Source organism: Streptomyces sp. RB17 (genome assembly GCF_009604455.1).
GTDB lineage: Bacteria > Actinomycetota > Actinomycetes > Streptomycetales > Streptomycetaceae > Streptomyces.
Window position 1 is genome coordinate 1,491,123 of the sequence record NZ_WEGL01000001.1, and the last position, 17,612, is coordinate 1,508,734.

Consider the following 17,612-nt stretch of genomic DNA (forward strand, 5'->3'; position numbering starts at 1 on the left):
AGCGCCCCGAAAGGGGCGCGGGGGCGCGGGGAACTGCCCGCAGACCACCCACGCCCCCACGGCGCTACCCGCCGACGACCTCCACCGCGGCAAGGTTCTTCTTGCCACGCCGCAGCACCAGCCACCGCCCGTCCAGCAGATCCTCGGACGAGGGCACCGCGTCCTCGGAGGCGACCTTCACGTTGTTCACGTAGGCCCCGCCCTCCTTCACGGTCCGCCGCGCGGCGGACTTGCTGGCGACGAGCCCGACCTCGGCGAACAGGTCGACCACGGCACCCAGCTCCGCGACCTGGATGTGCGGCACCTCGGACAGCGCCGCCGCCAGCGTCCGACCGTCCAGCTCCGCCAGCTCGCCCTGCCCGAACAGGGCGCGCGACGCGGCGATCACCGCGGCCGTCTGGTCGGCGCCGTGCACCAGCGTCGTCAGCTCCTCGGCGAGCGCCCGCTGCGCGGCCCGGACCTGCGGCCGCTCCTCGGTCTGCCGCTCCAGCTCCTCGATCTCCTCACGGGACCTGAAGCTGAAGATGCGCAGGAACTTCGAGACGTCACGGTCGTCCGCGTTCACCCAGAACTGGTAGAACGCGTACGGCGTCGTCATCTCCGGGTCGAGCCACACCGTGCCCGACTCGGTCTTGCCGAACTTCGTGCCGTCCGCCTTGGTGATCAGCGGCGTACCGAGCGCGTGGACCACGGCGTCCGACTCGACCCGGTGGATCAGGTCGGTGCCCGACGTGAGGTTGCCCCACTGGTCGCTGCCGCCCGTCTGCAGGGTGCAGCCGTACCGGCGGTACAGCTGCAGGAAGTCCATGCCCTGCAGGATCTGGTAACTGAACTCGGTGTAGCTGATGCCCGCGTCGGAGTTCAGCCGCCGGGAGACGGCCTCCTTGGCGATCATCTTGTTGACCCGGAAGTGCTTGCCGATGTCCCGCAGGAACTCGATGGCCGACAGCCCCTGGGTCCAGTCCAGGTTGTTGACCATGACGGCCGCGTGCGGCCCGTCGAAGTGCAGCAGCGGCTCGATCTGGGCGCGCAGCCGCTCCACCCAGCCGGCCACGACCTCCGGCGCGTTCAGCGTGCGCTCCGCGGTCGGCTTCGGGTCGCCGATGAGACCGGTGGCACCCCCGACCAGCGCCAGCGGCCGGTTACCGGCCTCCTGGATGCGACGCATCGTGAGGATCTGCACCAGGTTGCCGAGGTGCAGGCTCGGCGCGGTCGGGTCGAAACCGCAATAGAACGTGACGGGACCGTCCGCGAACGCCTTGCGCAATGCGTCCTCGTCCGTGGAGAGGGCGATGAGCCCACGCCACTTCAGCTCGTCGACGATGTCCGTCACGGTTCTCGCGTCTCCTTGATGATCTTCGGGCAGTCGGGTGACACCCGACCACGAACGCCTACGAGGTTATACGCCCTGACTGACAGAGCTCATGTTGAAATCCGGGATCCGCAGCGCGGGCATCGCGGCCCGGGTGAACCAGTCGCCCCACTCGCGCGGCAGTGTCTTCTCCGTACGGCCCGCCTCGGTGGCGCGCCGCAGCAGGTCCACCGTCGACTCGTTGAACCGGAAGTTGTTCACCTGCCCCGTCACCTCGCCGTTCTCCACGAGGTACACGCCGTCCCGGGTCAGGCCCGTGAGCAGCAGTGTGGCCGGGTCGACCTCGCGGATGTACCACAGGCAGGTCAGCAGCAGCCCGCGCTCGGTGCCCGCGACCATGTCCTGCAGCGAGCGGTCGTCCCCGCCGTCCAGGATCAGGTTCCCGAGGACCGGGGCGACCGGCAGCCCGGTCAGGCCCGCGCTGTGCCGCGTGGTGGTCAGGTGCTTGAGCACGCCCTCGGCGATCCACTCCGTCGTGTGGGTCGGCAGTCCGTTGTCGAACACGGACTGGTCCCCGCCGGAGGAGTGGGCGACCACGAAGGGCGGGCACTCCAGGCCCGGCTCGTTCGGGTCGCTGCGCAGGGTCAGCGGCAGCTCGGCGAGCTTCTCGCCCACGCGCGTGCCGCCGCCCGGCCTGGAGAACACCGTACGGCCCTCGGCCGCGTCCCGGCCCGACGCCGACCACAGCTGGTAGATCAGCAGGTCCGCCACGGCCGTGGGCGGCAGCAGCGTCTCGTAGCGGCCGGCGGGCAGCTCCACGCGCCGCTCGGCCCAGCCGAGCCGTACGGCCAGCTCGGCGTCGAGCGCGCCGGGGTCGATGTCCTTGAAGTCCCGGGTGGAGCGGCCGGCCCAGGCCGAGCGCGTGCGGTCCGGCGACTTGGCGTTCAGCTCCAGCGTGCCGGTGGGCTGGTCGTGCCTCAGCCGCAGCCCGGTGGACGTGCCCAGGTACGTCGACACCAGCTCGTGGTTGGCGAAGCCGTACAGCTCACGGCCGCCCGCACGCGCGCGTGCGAACGCCTCGCCGAGCGCCGGGGCGAAGTCGGCGAACACCGCGGAGGAGGTCTCGGCGGGCGCGTCCGTGAAGTCCGGCGACTGCGGCACATCGCCGACCAGCGGCTGTGCGTCCTCGGCGGGCCCCGCACCGCGCGCGGCGGTCTCGGCGGCCCGCACCAGCGGCTCCAGCTCCTCCGCGGTCACTGCCGAGCGCGACACGACACCGGAGGCGGTGCCCTCCTTGCCGTCCACGGTCGCGATCACGGTGAGCGTACGGCCGCGGGTCACGCCGTTCGTGGTGAGCGCGTTGCCCGCCCAGCGCAGGTTGGCGGTTGAGTGCTCGTCGGCGATGACGACACAGCCGTCGGCCCGGGACAGCGCGAGCGCCCGCTCGACGATCTCGTGCGGCTTGTCGGTACGGGCGCTCATCGGCCGGCCTCCTGCGTGGTGTTGAGGATGTTCACTGCCCTGAACAGAGCTGACGGGCACCCGTGCGACACGGAGGCCACCTGCCCCGGCTGGGCCTTGCCGCAGTTGAAGGCGCCGCCGAGGACGTAGGTCTGCGGGCCGCCCACGGCGGTCATCGAGCCCCAGAAGTCGGTCGTGTTCGCCTGGTAGGCCACGTCCTTCAGCTGCCCGGTGATCCGCCCGTTCTCGATCCGGAAGAAGCGCTGCCCGGTGAATTGGAAGTTGTACCGCTGCATGTCGATCGACCAGGACCGGTCGCCGACCACGTAGATGCCCCGGTCGACACTCCCGATCAGACCCTCGGTGGACAGCCCCGCCGGGTCCGGCCGGAGCGAGACGTTCGCCATGCGCTGCACCGGCACATGCGCGGGGGAGTCGGCGTACGCGCACCCGTTGGACCGCTCGAACCCGGTGAGCCGGGCGATCCGCCGGTCCAGCTGGTAGCCGACCAGCGTGCCGTCCTTCACCAGGTCCCAGGACTGCGCCTCGACACCCTCGTCGTCGTACCCGATCGTCGCGAGGCCGTGCTCGGCGGTGCGGTCGCCGGTGACGTTCATCAGCTCGGAGCCGTAACGCAGCTTGCCCAGCTGGTCGAAGGTGGCGAAGGAGGTGCCGGCGTAGGCGGCCTCGTAGCCGAGGGCCCGGTCCAGCTCCGTCGCGTGCCCGATGGACTCGTGGATGGTCAGCCACAGGTTGGACGGGTCGACCACCAGGTCGTACAGGCCCGGCTCCACGCTCGGCGCCCGCATCTTCTCGGCGAGCAGCTCCGGGATCCGCTCCAGTTCGTCGTCCCAGTCCCAGCCGGTGCCGGTCAGGTACTCCCAGCCGCGCCCGACCGGTGGCGCGAGGGTCCGCATCGAGTCGAACTCACCGCTGGACTCGTCCACCGACACCGCGGTCAGCTGCGGATGCAGCCGCACCCGTTGCTGGGTCGTCACGGTCCCGGCGGTGTCGGCGTAGAACTTGTTCTCGTGCACGGTGAGCAGCGAGGCGTCCACGTGGTTGACGCCGTTCGCGCCCAGCAGTCGCACGCTCCAGTCCGCCAGCAGCGCGGCCTTCTCCTCGTCCGGCACGGAGAAGGGATCGATCTCGTACGACGACACCCACGTACGGTCCGCGTGCACCGGCTCGTCGGCCAGCTCCACCCGCTCGTCGGACCCGGCGGCCTTGATGACCTTCGCGGACAGCTTGGCCATGGCCACCGCCTGCGCGGCCACCCTGGCTGCCGCGTCCATGGTCATGTCCACACCGGAGGCGAAGCCCCACGTACCGCCGTGCACCACCCGCACCGCGTACCCGAGGTCGGTGGTGTCCGACGATCCGGAGGGCTTGGCGTCGCGCAGCCGCCAGGACGCGCTGCGCACCCGCTCGAACCGGAAGTCCGCATGCTCGGCTCCGAGCGCACGCGCGCGTGCCAGGGCGGCGTCGGCGAGGGACCTCAGTGGAAGCGCCAGAAACGACTGATCGATTTCATGGGGCACGGGTGGGAATCCCTTCAGTGCTCGCCTGTGATGGCCGTCGCAGGCAGTGAATCATGTCTCACTGCGGGGCTCTCCCGAAAAAACGGGCGGGCGCGGGATCAACTCCCGCGCCCGCCCGTGAACGTCACGTATGACGTGGCCTCAGCCGTCCAGAGAGGAGTCCGCCGCAAGTACCGTGAACGCGGCCCAGGCGCTCGGCGTGACGACGAGGGGGCGGATGCGCTTGTCCTTGGAGTCGCGGATGTGGACCGCTTCGGGGCGCATGGCGACCTCGACGCAATTGCCACCGCCACTGCCGCTGTAGCTGCTCTTGAACCAGGCCAGTTCGGTGCTCATAACGCTCCTTGCATCTTTCCCAGCAGGTCCACAGTGGCCATACGACTCAGGGCCTGTGACCGCATCTTCCCATAGCGCTGGAGCATGGAGCTGACCAATTTGGGGTCACCGATCAGGGTGCTGCTGTCGTGTCCCTCGACGTAGCCGACCCACTGGTGGTTATCGCGTTCGGCGAGGTACATCTGGCCATCGACGCCGGAGTGATCCTCCTGACGCAGAGGCATGACCAGGATCTCGACGTTCCGGCGGCTGCCCTGCTCCAGGAGGTTGTTGATGACCTGCCGTGTCACGGCTGTACCTCCGAGTCGCCGCTCCAGAACGGCCTGCTCGATGAGGAAGGAGAACGCCGTGTTGGGGCGTTCCACCAGGAGCCGCTGCCGTTCCTGGCGGGCTGTGACCTGTCGCTCGAACTGTTCCTCGGACAGCGGCGGAATCTGCCGGTCGAAGATCGCCCGAATGTAACCCTCCGGCTGCAACAACCCCGGCACCGCCCGGCACTCGTACGCGTACAAGGAGATCGCCTCCTCCTCGATCCCCGCCCACTGCCGGAACCACGACGCCAGCCCCGCCCTCCGCGTCAGGCTCTTCGCCGCCGCCGTCAGGACCTTGAGCGCGACCGGCCCCAGCACCACCTCCGCCCGCGTCGGCAGATCCGCCGGGGGAAACCGCTTCCCCTGCTCGATCTTGGCGACGTACGCGGCCGAGTACCGCACCCGCAGCGCGAACTCCTCCTGCGTCAGGCCGGCTTCCTCCCGCAGCGCCTTCAGGACCGCGCCGAAGGTCTTGAGGCTGTCGGAGAGTTCCGCTTCGGTGTTGTTCGTGCCGCCTGCGCCGTGGTCCGCCGTCATCGCCGCGCGCCTCCCGTGCTCACGTTTCCGCGTCCTGCCGAACCCCGCCCAACCCACCCAGGGTCACGGGGAGTTACCCACCCAGTCCAGAGTGTGCACTGATACAGCCGCGTCTGTATGGGTGTCGTACCTGTTGGCGGGCCGAACGGCACAGGAACGCTGGGCTCATGCCAGCACCACGGACCCAACAGGCCGTCACCGTAAGTGTGTTCGCCCAGCGCTTCTCCGCCACGCGCCGAGGGGCCCGCCTCGCCCGCAGGCTCGCCGTACACCGGCTCGACCTGTGGGGCGTGCCGTACGGCAGCCCGGCCTCCGACGCCGTCGCTCTCGTCGTCGCGGAACTCGCCGCCAACGCGGTCCTCCACGGCCGCGTCCCCGGCCGCGACTTCGAGCTGTGCCTGCGCTACGACCGCGCCGCACGCGTCGTCCGCGTGGAGGTGTCCGACACGCACCCGCGGCGCCCCGAGCCCCCCGGACCGGCGCCCCGGACCCCCACGGACGCCGACGGCGGCAGGGGACTGCTCCTCGTGGCGGCCGTCGCCGCGCGTTGGGGCGTCGGTGAGCGGCCGGGACCCGGCAAGACCGTGTGGGCGGAGTGCGATGTCGGCCAGTGCCGGTAGGGCCAGGAACTTCTTCCCCGGCGCGCCCGGCTCCGACGGCACTACGGTGAGTCCATGTCCAGCAAGCACGGTAAAGCGGGCAAGAACAGGATGAAGCGCAGGGGCGGGCGCGCCACCGCTCTCCGTCCCGGACGTCCCACACCCACTCCCGCGCAGGCCGCCGCGGAGTGCGAGCGGCTGGCCGAGCTGTACCCCGAGGAGCGGGAGGACCTGCTGCGGGAAGCGGCCGAGGCCTGGAGCGACGCGGACGAGCACGAGCGCGCGGTCGCCCTGTACGAGCGTTTGCTGGACCCGCTGGGCGAGGGCTGCCGGGAGCCTGATCTGGTGGACGCCTTGCGCATCAACGCGTTGTGGGACGCCGGGCGCCGGGACGAGGCCCGCGCCGCGGCCGCAGCGTTCCGCAGGCGCCATCCCCGGGACGGGGGCGCCTGGATGTTCGTCGCCGAGGTCTTCGAGTCCGCGCACGAGCCGGCGACGGCGGCCGAGTGGTACACGGCGGGCGTCACACACGCCCTGGGCGCCGGTACGCCGGTGACGGCCGACACCGTGGAGGTATCTTCCGACGGCTTCGACGTGGAGACACTCCTCATCGGCCGCCACCGGGTGCGGCGTCTGCTCCGCGAGCCGCACGACGACTGGGACGATGTGGCGGACGAACTGCACGAGCGGCGCGCATCGCCCCTGCAGGGGCGGACGCACCCCCTGGACGTACTGCACGATCCCGTCCGGCTTGCGAGGCTGGCGGAGGGCGGGCCCGAAGCCCTGGAGGCAGAGTTCGGCGAGCTCGCGGACGCGATTGCCGAGGACCGGGCGGTACGCACCGGGCGGCCGGCGACGTGTGTGCTGTTCTGGCCGCGGGAGGAGTTCGACCGCCTGCTGCAGCGCCGGCCGTCCGCCGCGGACGCGTACGGCGACGACCATGCCGCCCATCTGCGGCAGGTCGAGCGCACCCTGCGGGAGCTGTCGGACGAGGGCGGCACCCGCCTGGCGGTCGGCCGGGCCACGGTGAGCGGTCTGGAGGCGCACGTGCGCGAATCGGGCGGATCCCCCGATATGCCGGCCACGCGGTCCGCGTACGCGGCGGAGCTGGCTCGCACGGGCCAGGCGCACGACTGGCCCCCGCCGCGCAACGGCCCCTGCTGGTGCGGTTCGGAACGCAAGTACAAGAAGTGCTGCGGGAACCCTGCGAACGGGTGACCGCACGGTGGTGACCGAGCAGGTGCGCAGGTCTGCGCAGGCCCGCCGACTGTAGGGATCCCACAGCGCGCGGCATGAGTGACTGTCGGTGCCCGAATGCCCACGGGCCCGGCCGTACCGATAGGTTTTCGATGAAGCCGCCTGTCATCCAGGTGTTCGGGCGGGTTGTCCGACATCTGCTGACCGCTATCGAAAGGGTGATCCGTTGAGCCGCTCGGTTCTCGTCACCGGAGGAAACCGGGGCATCGGCCTCGCCATCGCCCGCGCGTTCGCCGACGCCGGCGACAAGGTCGCGATCACATACCGCTCGGGTGAGCCGCCGGCCGGCTTCCTCGCCGTCAAGTGCGACATCACCGACCCGGAGCAGGTGGAGCAGGCCTACAAGGAGATCGAGGAGCAGCACGGTCCGGTCGAGATACTGATCGCCAATGCCGGCGTGACCAAGGACCAGCTCCTGATGCGCATGTCCGAGGAGGACTTCACCTCGGTCATCGACACCAACCTCACCGGCACCTTCCGCGTCGTCAAGCGCGCCAACCGCGGCATGCTGCGTGCCAAGAAGGGCCGCGTCATCCTGATCTCGTCCGTGGTCGGCCTGCTCGGCTCGGCGGGCCAGGCGAACTACGCCGCCTCCAAGGCCGCCCTGGTCGGCTTCGCGCGCTCCCTCGCCCGTGAGCTGGGCTCGCGCAACATCACCTTCAACGTCGTCGCGCCCGGTTTCGTCGACACCGACATGACCAAGGTGCTCAGCGACGAGCAGCGCCAGAACATCGTCTCGCAGGTGCCGCTCGGCCGTTACGCGCAGCCGCAGGAGATCGCCGCGACGGTGCGGTTCCTCGCCTCGGACGACGCCTCGTACATCACTGGAGCCGTCATCCCCGTTGACGGCGGACTGGGAATGGGTCACTGATCACCATGAGCGGAATCCTCGAGGGCAAGCGCGTCCTGATCACCGGCGTGCTGATGGAGTCCTCCATCGCCTTCCACGCGGCCAAGCTGGCCCAGGAGCAGGGCGCCGAGATCATCCTGACCGCGTTCCCGCGGCCCACGCTGACCGAGCGCATCGCCAAGAAGCTGCCGAAGCCCACCAAGGTCATCGAGCTGGACGTCACCAACGACGAGCACATGGGCCGGCTGGCCGACCTCGTCGGCGAGGAGCTGGGCGGCCTCGACGGCGTCGTGCACTCCATCGGTTTCGCGCCGCAGGACGCGCTCGGCGGCAACTTCCTCAACACGCCGTTCGAGTCGGTGGCCACCGCCATGCACGTCTCGGCGTACTCCCTGAAGTCGCTCACCATGGCCTGCCTGCCGCTGATGCAGAACGGCGGCTCGGTCGTCGGCCTCACCTTCGACGCGCAGTTCGCCTGGCCGCAGTACGACTGGATGGGCCCGGCCAAGGCGGCCCTGGAGGCCACCAGCCGCTACATCGCCCGCGACCTGGGCAAGCAGAACATCCGCTGCAATCTCATCTCGGCGGGCCCGATCGGCTCCATGGCCGCCAAGTCCATCCCGGGCTTCGGCGAGCTGGCCTCCGTCTGGGACACCCGCTCTCCGCTGGAGTGGGACCTGAAGGACCCGGAGCCGGCCGGCAAGGGCATCGTCGCCCTGCTGAGCGACTGGTTCCCGAAGACCACCGGCGAGATCATCCACGTGGACGGCGGTCTGCACGCCATCGGCGCCTGACCCTCGTATCCGACGCCCCGTTTCCCGCAGCGCGCGGGGAGCGGGGCGTCACCCGTTCGGCCCACCTGCCGGGCGTCCCGCGGCCCGGGCGGCTCACCCTGGATGCAGCGTTCACCTCACGTGTCCCTCCCCAGCCCGGCCGAGGAGGTCCCGTTGTGCGCCTGTCCCGAAGCCTGGCCCCGGTGACCGTGGCCCTGGCCCTGGTGTTCTTCCTGCCGTACGACGCGATGCCCTACGCGCGCGTGCACGACGGAAAGCCCCCCGCGCCGGACTTCTTCGGGGCCTCCTGCCGTACGACCGTCCACGGCTCCCATGTGGTGGCCTACTGCCACAATCCCTATGTCGACACCGATCGCGTGCGTCTGCACATCGAGTGCGCCCGCTGGTGGGACATAGACACCGACAGCGCACCGGTGGACACCGGGCCCGCCATGACCGTACGGCTCACCGGCCGGTGCTGGAAGGAAGTCCGCTCGGTCTGGATCAGCCACCAGAACGAGCACTGAACCGGCGGGGATCAGTCACCGGGAGGGGTGCTGAACCGGCCCGGTCGGCACAGGAACGGATAGCTCGCGGCCTCCGTGGCCGCCGCCTCCGCGTCCCCGGCACGGATCGCGTCCACCAGCCGCGTGTGATCCATGTGCGTCTCCGGGGTCAGCTCCGCGCCCACGTCCGCACGCAGCCAGTCCCGCAGCACCTCGCCCAGATCGGCGTACATCGCGGTCATGGCGTCGTTGTGCGAGGCGGCCACGACGGCCAGGTGGAAGGTGGCGTCGGCGGTCACGAAGGCCTCCGCCTCGCCCGCCTCCCAGGCCACCTCGCGCCGGTCCAGCAGCGCGTCCAACTGCTTGAGGTCCTTCTCGGTGCGCCGCTCGGCGGCCAGCTTCGCCGCGGCCGACTCCAGTGCGGCGCGCAGCTCGGCGATGTGCCGGGGATCGGCGTCGGCGAACCGGCGGTGCATCACACCGGCCAGCTCGCTCGTCGCCATCACATAGGTGCCCGAGCCCTGCCGGATGTCCAGCAGACCGTTGTGGGCCAGCGCGCGCACGGCCTCGCGGACCGTGTTGCGGGCCACACCGAGCTGCTCGACCAGTTCCGGCTCCGTGGGGATGCGCGAGCCGACCGGCCACTCACCGGAGGTGATCTGGTTGCGCAGTTCGGCGATGACCTGCTCGGACAGCGCCGAACGGCGCGGGTGGCTCAAGGGCATGGCACACCTTCGCACGCGAGGCCCGGGCGGAGACGGCCCGGGACCGGAAAACCGAATGGATGTGGACAACCAATCATCCCATGATTCTATGATGGCTCTCATGGCACGTGAGGAAACCCGGACAGTGGAGACCCGTACGGCGATGTCACCGACCGAACGCGGTACGGCCGCCACGACGAGCACCCCCGAGACGACCCCCGGCACCGGCCGCACGCGCGCGTGGGCGACCCGCCTGGTCGTCGTCGGCATCGTGCTGTCCGCGCTGAACCTCCGCCCGGCCATCACGAGCCTCGGCGCGCTCCTGGAGGAGGTCCGCGACGGGCTCGGCATGAGCGGCAGCGTGGCCGGCCTGCTCACCTCCGTGCCCCCGCTCTGCTTCGCGGTCTTCGGCATCACCGCACCGCGGCTGGCCCGGCGCTTCGGTCCGGCCGCCGTGGTGTGCGTCGGCATGGCCGCCATCACCGCCGGCCTGCTGATACGGCCGTATCTCGGCAGCACGGCCGGCTTCCTGGCCGCCAGCGCGCTCGCCCTGATGGGCATCGCCGTCAGCAATGTGCTCATGCCGGTCATCGTCAAGCGCTGGTTCCCCGACCGGGTCGGCTCCATGACCGGCCTGTACTCGATGGCCCTCGCCCTCGGCACCTCCCTCGCCGCCGCCGTGACCGTGCCCCTGACCGACGCGCTCGGCGGCAGCTGGCGGTCCGGCCTCGTCGTGTGGGCCGCCCTCGCGGGCGCCGCCGTCCTGCCCTGGCTACCGCTCCTCCGGGACCGCGGCAGGGCCGGCGGCAGCGACACCGCGCCGGCTCGGCCGCGGCAGCGGCAGCGCGCGGCGGGGGAGGAGCGCGCGGGCGGGCGAGGCGTGGGGGAGGAGCGCGCGGGGGAGCGAGGCGTGGGGGAGCAGCGCGTTGAGGAGCAGCCCGCCGGGAAACAGAGCGCGGTGGAGCAGCGCGCGGGAGAGCATCACCCCCCGCTGCGCATCACCCGCAGCCGTACCGCCTGGGCGCTCGCCGTCTTCTTCGGCCTCCAGGCCACCGCCGCGTACATCACCATGGGCTGGATGCCCCAGATCTTCCGCGACGCCGGCGTCCCGGCCGGCACCGCTGGCGTGCTGCTCGCCGTCACCATGGTGATGGGCGTGCCGCTGGCCTTCGTCATCCCGCGGGTCGCCACCCGGCTGCCCCACCAGGGACCGATCGCGCTGGTCCTCGGCGTGTGCGGGCTCGCCGGATACGCCGGCCTGTACGTCGCGCCGGCCGCGGGCGCCTGGGCCTGGGCGCTGCTGCTCGGCGTCTCCAACTGCGCCTTCCCGCTGGCCCTGACGATGGTCGGCATGCGGGCCCGGAGCGGGCCGGGCGTGGCCCAGCTGTCCGCTTTCGCGCAGAGCACCGGCTATCTGATCTCCATCCCCGGCCCGCTGCTGGTCGGCGTCCTCTACCAGCAGAGCGGCGGCTGGGGCCTGCCGATCGCCCTCATGACAGCCCTGATGCTGCCGCAGATGGCGGTGGGCTACCTGGCGGGCCGCAACCGCACGGTGGAGGACGAGGCAGCCGCACACTGACCCGGCGACGGGCCGGAGGGGGCGGCGCGCTGCGACGCGGTGAGGATGGCGGGCTGGGGTCCGAGCGCTGACCCGGGGGCTGGGTGCTGGGGGTGGTGGTGCGCAGAGGATCGCGGGCCGGGACCTGGCGGGGTGCGACCCGGAGAGGCCGGCTGACCCGCGGGCTGGGACCTGGAGAGTGCGATGCGCTGACCGCTGCAGCCCAGAGATGGTGGTGCGCGGGCTGAGAACCGCGTACGGCGCCCCGTGGCAGGCCCGCGCGTATGGCTCCTTCGGCCTCCGGCGGACCGGTGGGAGACGGGGTGGCCCCGCACCGGCGGACCGGTTGGCGACGGGTCGGCGCGCACCGGCGGACCGGTTGGGGACGCGGCGGCACGCACTGGCCGGTCGGTGCGGGTCGGTGGGGAGACGATGCCCGCCCGTGGCGCGTCGAGCCGGGCGGCCCCGGCGTGGGCGGGCGCGAGGGACAACCCGCGCGTGAAAGTGCTCGCGCCTGAGGATGACGCGCGCCTGACGATGGCCCGCGCCCGGGGATGACGCGCGGCTGGAGGATGATCCGCACCCGGGGATGCCCCGCGCCCGGGGATGCCCCGCGCCCGAGGACGCCCTGTGCCTGAGGCGTGGTACGCGCCTGACGATGGCCCGCGCTTGAGGTGAACCCGCGGCCCGGGGATGCCCTGTGCCTGAGGCGTGGTACGCGCCTGACGATGGCCCGCGCTTGAGGTGAACCCGCGGCCCGGGGATGCCCTGTGCCTGAGGCGTGGTACGCGCCTGACGATGGCCCGCGCTTGAGGCGAACCCGCGGCCCGGGGATGCCCCGTGCCTGACCGGTCCCCGCCGGGCCGACTGCCCGGCCCCGGCCGAGCCTCGTGGAGCGGGGGGTGCAAGACTGGGCGCATGCAGCCTGTGCTCGACCCGAACCCGCAGAACGGCCAGAAGAAGATGCTGATCGTCTTCGGCTCGTTCTTCGCCATCTTCGTGATCATCGCCATCATCGCGACCCTCGCCTCCCCGTGACGCCGGCGCCCCGGCCCGCGTCCCCCGGCGGATGGTGGGGCTAGCTCCCCCATCCCCTAGGGGGAAAGGGTCAGGGTCAACTGGGTGGAAGTCCTGATGGGTTGGCCGCCCCGGATTCCGTAGCTTCGAGATGTGACCGCACGACACGGTCACGAACCGCTCGAAGACCCACGGAGGCGATCATGTCGGCCCGCACCCACTCCCGGCCCCACCCGGCGACCACGGGCGGCGTCGACATCCGGCTGCCCTGGTGGGCCCTCGCCCTCCCGGCCCTCGCCTTCGTCGCACTGCTGGCGCTGATACTGAACCCGTCGGACGCGCACGCGGCGAGCGGCGACCCGGCGGTCACGCACCTCTTCGAGCGCGCCCACCAGCTCCTCACCCGCTGACCAGGAGCGCCCGTACGCGGTGAATCCCCATGTCAACTCCCTGCGCCGCATGGCCTGTTTCATGCGAAGCTGGGTCTCATGAGCGCCGCAGAACCTCGCAGTATCGTCCTCCTCCGGCATGCGAAAGCCGACTGGCCCCAGGTGTCCGACCATGAGCGCCCGCTCGCCGAGCGGGGCCGCAAGGACGCCGCGGTCGCCGGACGCAAGCTGGCCGACACCGGTATCACCTTCGACCTGGCCCTGTGCTCCACCGCCAACCGGACGCGCGAGACCTGGAAGCTCGCCGTCCACGAACTGGCACACCGGCCGAAGACCGTCTACGAGGAGCGGGTCTACGAGGCCTCGCCCGGCGAACTGATCGCCGTGCTGAACGAGACTCCGGACGACGTGCGGAACGTGATCCTGATCGGTCACAACCCGGGCGTCCACGGCCTGGCCGACATCCTGTCCGGCGCGGCCGAGGGCGACGCCCGCGACCGGATGAACAGCCGCGGTTTCCCGGCCGCCGGTTTCGCGCTGCTGTCCTTCGACGGCCCCTGGAAGGGCCTGGAGCCGGGCGTGGCCACACTCAGGGACTACTGGGCCCCCGCCGAGTGACTCCACCCGCGCGCCAGGGGCCCGGCACCTCCGTGGTGCCGGGCCCCCGCGCATCCGGGCCGGATCAGCCCTCGTCGTGCGTGTCGGCCGCCTCGACCTCTTCGCGGGTGACGCCCAGCAGATACAGGACCGTGTCGAGGAAGGGGAAGTTCACCGCCGTGTGCGCCGCCTCCCGGACCACCGGCTTGGCGTTGAAGGCGACGCCCAGACCGGCCGCGTTCAGCATGTCCAGGTCATTGGCGCCGTCACCGATCGCCACCGTCTGCGACAGCGGCACCCCGGCCTCGGCGGCGAACCGGCGCAGCAGCCGTGCCTTGCCCGCGCGGTCCACGATCTCGCCGGTGACCCGCCCGGTGAGCCTGCCGTCGACGATCTCCAGCGTGTTGGCCTGTGCGAAGTCCAGGCCCAACCGTTCCTTCAGATCGTCCGTGACCTGGGTGAAGCCACCGGAGACGACCCCGACCTGGTAGCCGAGCCGCTTCAGCGTGCGGATCAGGGTGCGGGCGCCCGGCGTCAGCCGTACCTCGTTGCGCACCTTCTCCACCACGGAGGCGTCCAGCCCCTTCAGCAGCGCCACACGCGCGTGCAGCGACTGTTCGAAGTCCAGTTCCCCGCGCATCGCCGCCGCCGTCACCTCGGCGACCTTGTCCTCGCAGCCTGCGTGCGCCGCGAACAGCTCGATGACCTCGTCCTGGATCAGTGTGGAGTCCACGTCCATGACCACCAGGCGCTGGGCACGCCGGTGCAGGCCCGCCGCCACGACCGCGACGTCGACACCCAGTGCCGCCGCGTCCGTCACCAGGGCCGTGCGCAGCGGCTCGGTCTCCACGCCGGACACCGCGAACTCCACTGCCGTCACCGGGTATTTGGCGAGCCGGAAGATACGGTCGATGTTGCCGCCGGCCTTCGCGATCCGGTTGGCGATGGCGGCCGTGGACTCGGCGGTCAGCGGATGGCCGAGGACGGTCACCAGCGAACGCCCGAGACCGCGCGGCCGGTTGTCGCCGTGCCCCGAGATGATCTCCGCCTGCATCTTCATCGACTCGGCCCAGCTGTGCACGGTGGCCCTGAGGTCGCCCTCCAGGTGGGCCGGCGGCTGCGTCACCAGCGCACACAGCACCAGACGCCCCCGGGTGACGACCTGCTCGATGTCGACCACGTCGACGAGGTAGGCGGCCAGGGTGTCGAAGAGGCCTGCCGTGATGCCCGGCCGGTCCTTGCCGAAGATCTTGACAAGGAGGGTGGGGACCTCGGGGGTCTGTGAAGCGGAGGTCTGCGAAGCGCTCATGGTGTCACCACCGTATCCGGCACCCAGTGCCGTCCGCCGCCGAGGTCCGACTGACGGACACGGAACACTGGATGTCGCGCCGGTGTCGGGGATCTTGCCACCAGGAGACACCGCTCGCCCGCACACGGCGACCCCCGGCTCCACCACGACTGTGCCACGAGATGCCCTGACGGGCAGGGGGAGGGGCAGAGGGAGCCACCGCGCCTTGGCCGGACGGCAAGGGGGGGCGGGCGCCGGCCGGGCCTCCTCAGGGTCTCGCGGCGACGCCGGCCACGTACACCACGTACCCGCGCGGTCGGATCCGCCCCCGCCATGCAGCCGACTCACCCGCGCCGCTTCGGCTTCCCCGGCGGTGCCGGAGGCGGCGGCGGAGGGGGCGGCGGGGGCCATTCGGTGCCGTCCGTCCCCTGCGAGCGATCACCCCGCCGTGCTGGGGGACGGCGCCGGGGCGGCGGGGGAGCGGCGTCGAGCGGCCGGGCGATGGTCGGGGCGCCGTACATGTCGTCCCCGGCCGTCTCCGGCCCGACACCCGGCGGCTCCTCGGGCAGGTCCTGCGGCACCGGGAGATCCTCCGGCACCCGCAGATACGGATTCGTGTCCGCGTTCGGCGGCCGGTACGGCGCGCCCGGCGCGTACGGCCCGACACCCTCCCCGTGCCCGACACCCTCCCCGTGCCCGACACCCTCCCCGTGCCCGACACCCTCCCCGTGCCCGACACCCTCCTCGTGCCCGACACCCTCCCCGTGCCCGGGACCGTCCCCGTGTCCTGAACCGTTCCCGTGTCCGTGTCCTGGACCGTCCCGGTGTCCGCTACGACCGCCGCCCCCGACCGCCCTCCTCCCCGGCACCCCCCGAGCCGCCCAGGCCGCCCGTCCCCCCGCCGACCCGGTCGCCCAGGCCGTCAGGGCCCCGATCGCCCCCGCGCCCGCGCCCCACGCCGCGCCGAGCAGCAGGGCGAGGCCGAGGCGGCCGTGCAGGTCGAGGCCGGCGCCGAAGGCGTCGAAGCCGAGGACGGACAGGGAGGCGGTCAGGGACACGGCCGTCAGCCGGGCGAGCAGGGCGAGGGCGAGTGCGGTGGCGACGCCGAGGCGCAGTCCGCACCGGGCGGCGAAAGCGACGGCACTGTCGGCCTGCCGTCCCCCCGGGCTCTCGGCCTGCCCCACCGCCGGGCCGTCGGACCGCCGCACCGCCCGGCCGTCGGACCCCCGTACCACCGGTGTGCGGACCGCCGTCAGGACGCCGGCCAGCATCATCGCCAGTGCCGCGGCGACGGCCAGCAGCCACACACGGCCGTCCAGGCCGGCCAGCCGGCCCAGCGTCACGGCCTGATCGGTGTGCGCACCGAGGAGCTGGTCCAGCGGGTGGGGGAGGTACCTGCCGAGGACACCGGAGGCGTGGCCGTCCCAGGGGACGAAGAGACCGAGGGGAAGGCCCAGCCAGACCCCGTTCGGCGCGCCGAGCAGGGCCGCTCCGGCGATCCGCCCGGGGTGGTCGTCGCCGGCCGCCGCGTACGCCGCCGCCGCGAGCCCCGCCGCCTCGGTCACCAGCAGCACGGTGACGAGCGCCGAGACCGGCGGCCGTACCACCCGGTGCACGACGGACCAGCCGGGCGGCAGAGGAGCGCGCCGGGAGGCGAGCAGGGCGATCAGCAGCACGCCGGCACACCACACCGCGCCCCCGAGCAGCGTGGCCGGCGTGTCCACGGTGAAGCCCACCGCGGCCTTGGCGTGGATGAGGTCGCCGATCCGGTGTGGCAGCAGTCCGCCCACGTCGCCGAGGCCGGGGATGCTCAGCCCGCCGCTTCCCTTGCCGCCCGTGCCCGGCAGCTTGTCCAGCCCGAGCGAACCGCCGTCGATCGTGACGACGTCGTGCCCCGCCCAGGCGAGACCGCCGAGCAGTGCGACGAAGAGCACGACCACCGTGCCCGCGCGGGCGAGGAGTTCGGCGGGTGCGACGACAACTCCGGCCGTACGCAGGGAGCGCAGGAAGAACCACGACAGCAGCAGGGCACCGGCCAGGCTCACCCCGAGTGGCGTGATGTCGATGGCGGTGTGGGCTGCGGCGCCCTTCAGCCCGAACGCTGACACATCGCCCGACGGCGTGACCGAACCACCCGCCCCGAGTGCCACAACGGCCGCTGTCATGGGGCCCAGTGAGCCCGCCGTGTCCGCTCGCAGGAGGTGGAGTCCGAGCGCGGCCGTGCCCGCCATCCCGATGAACGCCCAGCTCACCGCGGCGATCGCGGACAGCAGGACGTCCTTCCAGGGCACCGTGGTGGTGCGCCGCACGGTCTCGGCGGCGGTCTCGGCGCTCGTGGCAGACCTCATGGCAGACCCCCCGATCCGCGGCGCGGCACCGGAGCCGCGCTTGTCCCCCCACGCCGGGATTACCACTCTCCGGCCCGGTTTCAACCCCGTCAACGGGGCGAGTTGAAGCGTGTGCGGGCGCCCGTCGGCAAGGCCCGGGTTTCGGTCAGCGGGCCGCGCCTGAAATAGTTCCCCCCGATGTTCGACATCCCTAGACTCCCTGTGATGGGGGAAATTCGGGGGACAACT

General features: G+C 71.9%; 17 protein-coding genes. 9 read left to right on the forward strand and 8 right to left on the reverse strand.

The window, feature by feature from the left end:
* Positions 1-64 precede the first annotated feature (64 nt).
* The 5 genes from tyrS to SRB17_RS06880 form a co-directional block, all read right to left on the reverse strand.
* Positions 65-1,333, reverse strand: coding sequence for a tyrosine--tRNA ligase (gene tyrS, locus SRB17_RS06860; RefSeq protein WP_323375092.1), 1,269 nt, complete (start codon positions 1,331-1,333; stop codon positions 65-67).
* Positions 1,334-1,399: 66 nt separating this feature from the next.
* A complete protein-coding gene (locus tag SRB17_RS06865; protein ID WP_153535380.1) occupies positions 1,400-2,794 on the reverse strand; it encodes a TldD/PmbA family protein in 1,395 nt (464 codons plus the stop codon).
* Positions 2,791-4,314 carry a TldD/PmbA family protein gene (locus SRB17_RS06870; RefSeq protein WP_323375093.1) on the reverse strand — a complete coding sequence of 508 codons (1,524 nt, stop codon included), beginning with the start codon at positions 4,312-4,314 and terminating at the stop codon, positions 2,791-2,793. Before SRB17_RS06870 ends, SRB17_RS06865 begins: the two co-directional genes overlap by 4 nt.
* A 141-nt stretch (positions 4,315-4,455) precedes the next feature.
* On the reverse strand, positions 4,456-4,650 hold the full coding sequence (locus SRB17_RS06875) for a DUF397 domain-containing protein (protein WP_153535384.1): 195 nt from the start codon (positions 4,648-4,650) through the stop codon (positions 4,456-4,458).
* The gene (locus tag SRB17_RS06880; protein ID WP_153535386.1) at positions 4,647-5,498 is read right to left on the reverse strand and encodes a helix-turn-helix domain-containing protein; all 852 of its coding nucleotides are present in this window, start codon (positions 5,496-5,498) and stop codon (positions 4,647-4,649) included. The genes SRB17_RS06875 and SRB17_RS06880 overlap by 4 nt, the downstream gene beginning before the upstream one ends.
* Before the next feature lie 167 nt (positions 5,499-5,665).
* Here SRB17_RS06880 and SRB17_RS06885 point away from each other — a divergent pair, with 167 nt between their 5' ends.
* The 5 genes from SRB17_RS06885 to SRB17_RS06905 all read left to right on the forward strand — a co-directional run bounded on the left by SRB17_RS06885 (position 5,666) and on the right by SRB17_RS06905 (position 9,504).
* Positions 5,666-6,118 carry an ATP-binding protein gene (locus SRB17_RS06885; protein ID WP_153535388.1) on the forward strand — a complete coding sequence of 151 codons (453 nt, stop codon included), beginning with the start codon at positions 5,666-5,668 and terminating at the stop codon, positions 6,116-6,118.
* 54 nt (positions 6,119-6,172) lie between these two features.
* Positions 6,173-7,315, forward strand: coding sequence for an SEC-C metal-binding domain-containing protein (locus SRB17_RS06890; RefSeq protein WP_153535390.1), 1,143 nt, complete (start codon positions 6,173-6,175; stop codon positions 7,313-7,315).
* A 205-nt stretch (positions 7,316-7,520) separates the two neighbouring features.
* Positions 7,521-8,225 (forward strand): 3-oxoacyl-[acyl-carrier-protein] reductase, encoded by a 705-nt coding sequence (gene fabG / locus SRB17_RS06895; RefSeq protein WP_153535392.1) that lies wholly within the window; start codon positions 7,521-7,523, stop codon positions 8,223-8,225.
* 5 nt (positions 8,226-8,230) lie between these two features.
* Positions 8,231-8,998 carry an enoyl-ACP reductase FabI gene (fabI, locus tag SRB17_RS06900; RefSeq protein WP_153535394.1) on the forward strand — a complete coding sequence of 256 codons (768 nt, stop codon included), beginning with the start codon at positions 8,231-8,233 and terminating at the stop codon, positions 8,996-8,998.
* A 155-nt stretch (positions 8,999-9,153) separates the two neighbouring features.
* Positions 9,154-9,504 (forward strand): hypothetical protein, encoded by a 351-nt coding sequence (locus SRB17_RS06905; RefSeq protein WP_323375094.1) that lies wholly within the window; start codon positions 9,154-9,156, stop codon positions 9,502-9,504.
* A gap of 11 nt (positions 9,505-9,515) precedes the next feature.
* Here the strand turns inward: SRB17_RS06905 and SRB17_RS06910 are convergent, their stop codons facing one another.
* On the reverse strand, positions 9,516-10,208 hold the full coding sequence (locus SRB17_RS06910) for a FadR/GntR family transcriptional regulator (protein ID WP_153535396.1): 693 nt from the start codon (positions 10,206-10,208) through the stop codon (positions 9,516-9,518).
* A 100-nt stretch (positions 10,209-10,308) separates the two neighbouring features.
* On the opposite strand from SRB17_RS06910, the gene SRB17_RS06915 reads away from it, so the two are divergent.
* From SRB17_RS06915 to SRB17_RS06925, 4 genes are all read left to right on the forward strand, one after another.
* The gene (locus SRB17_RS06915) at positions 10,309-11,766 is read left to right on the forward strand and encodes a CynX/NimT family MFS transporter (RefSeq protein WP_228395839.1); all 1,458 of its coding nucleotides are present in this window, start codon (positions 10,309-10,311) and stop codon (positions 11,764-11,766) included.
* An 897-nt stretch (positions 11,767-12,663) separates the two neighbouring features.
* Positions 12,664-12,783, forward strand: a complete 120-nt coding sequence (locus SRB17_RS47490; RefSeq protein WP_267133403.1) for an SGM_5486 family transporter-associated protein — start codon at positions 12,664-12,666, stop codon at positions 12,781-12,783.
* 182 nt (positions 12,784-12,965) lie between these two features.
* Positions 12,966-13,172, forward strand: coding sequence for a hypothetical protein (locus SRB17_RS06920; protein WP_153535398.1), 207 nt, complete (start codon positions 12,966-12,968; stop codon positions 13,170-13,172).
* Between the two features lie 78 nt (positions 13,173-13,250).
* Positions 13,251-13,769, forward strand: a complete 519-nt coding sequence (locus SRB17_RS06925; protein ID WP_153535400.1) for a SixA phosphatase family protein — start codon at positions 13,251-13,253, stop codon at positions 13,767-13,769.
* 64 nt (positions 13,770-13,833) lie between these two features.
* On the opposite strand, the gene serB is transcribed toward SRB17_RS06925, so the two are convergent.
* Positions 13,834-15,057: a phosphoserine phosphatase SerB gene (serB, locus tag SRB17_RS06930; protein ID WP_153535402.1), complete on the reverse strand. Its 1,224-nt coding sequence runs from the start codon at positions 15,055-15,057 to the stop codon at positions 13,834-13,836.
* A gap of 323 nt (positions 15,058-15,380) precedes the next feature.
* On the reverse strand, positions 15,381-17,384 hold the full coding sequence (locus tag SRB17_RS06935; protein WP_153535404.1) for a streptophobe family protein: 2,004 nt from the start codon (positions 17,382-17,384) through the stop codon (positions 15,381-15,383).
* Positions 17,385-17,612: the final 228 nt, after the last annotated feature.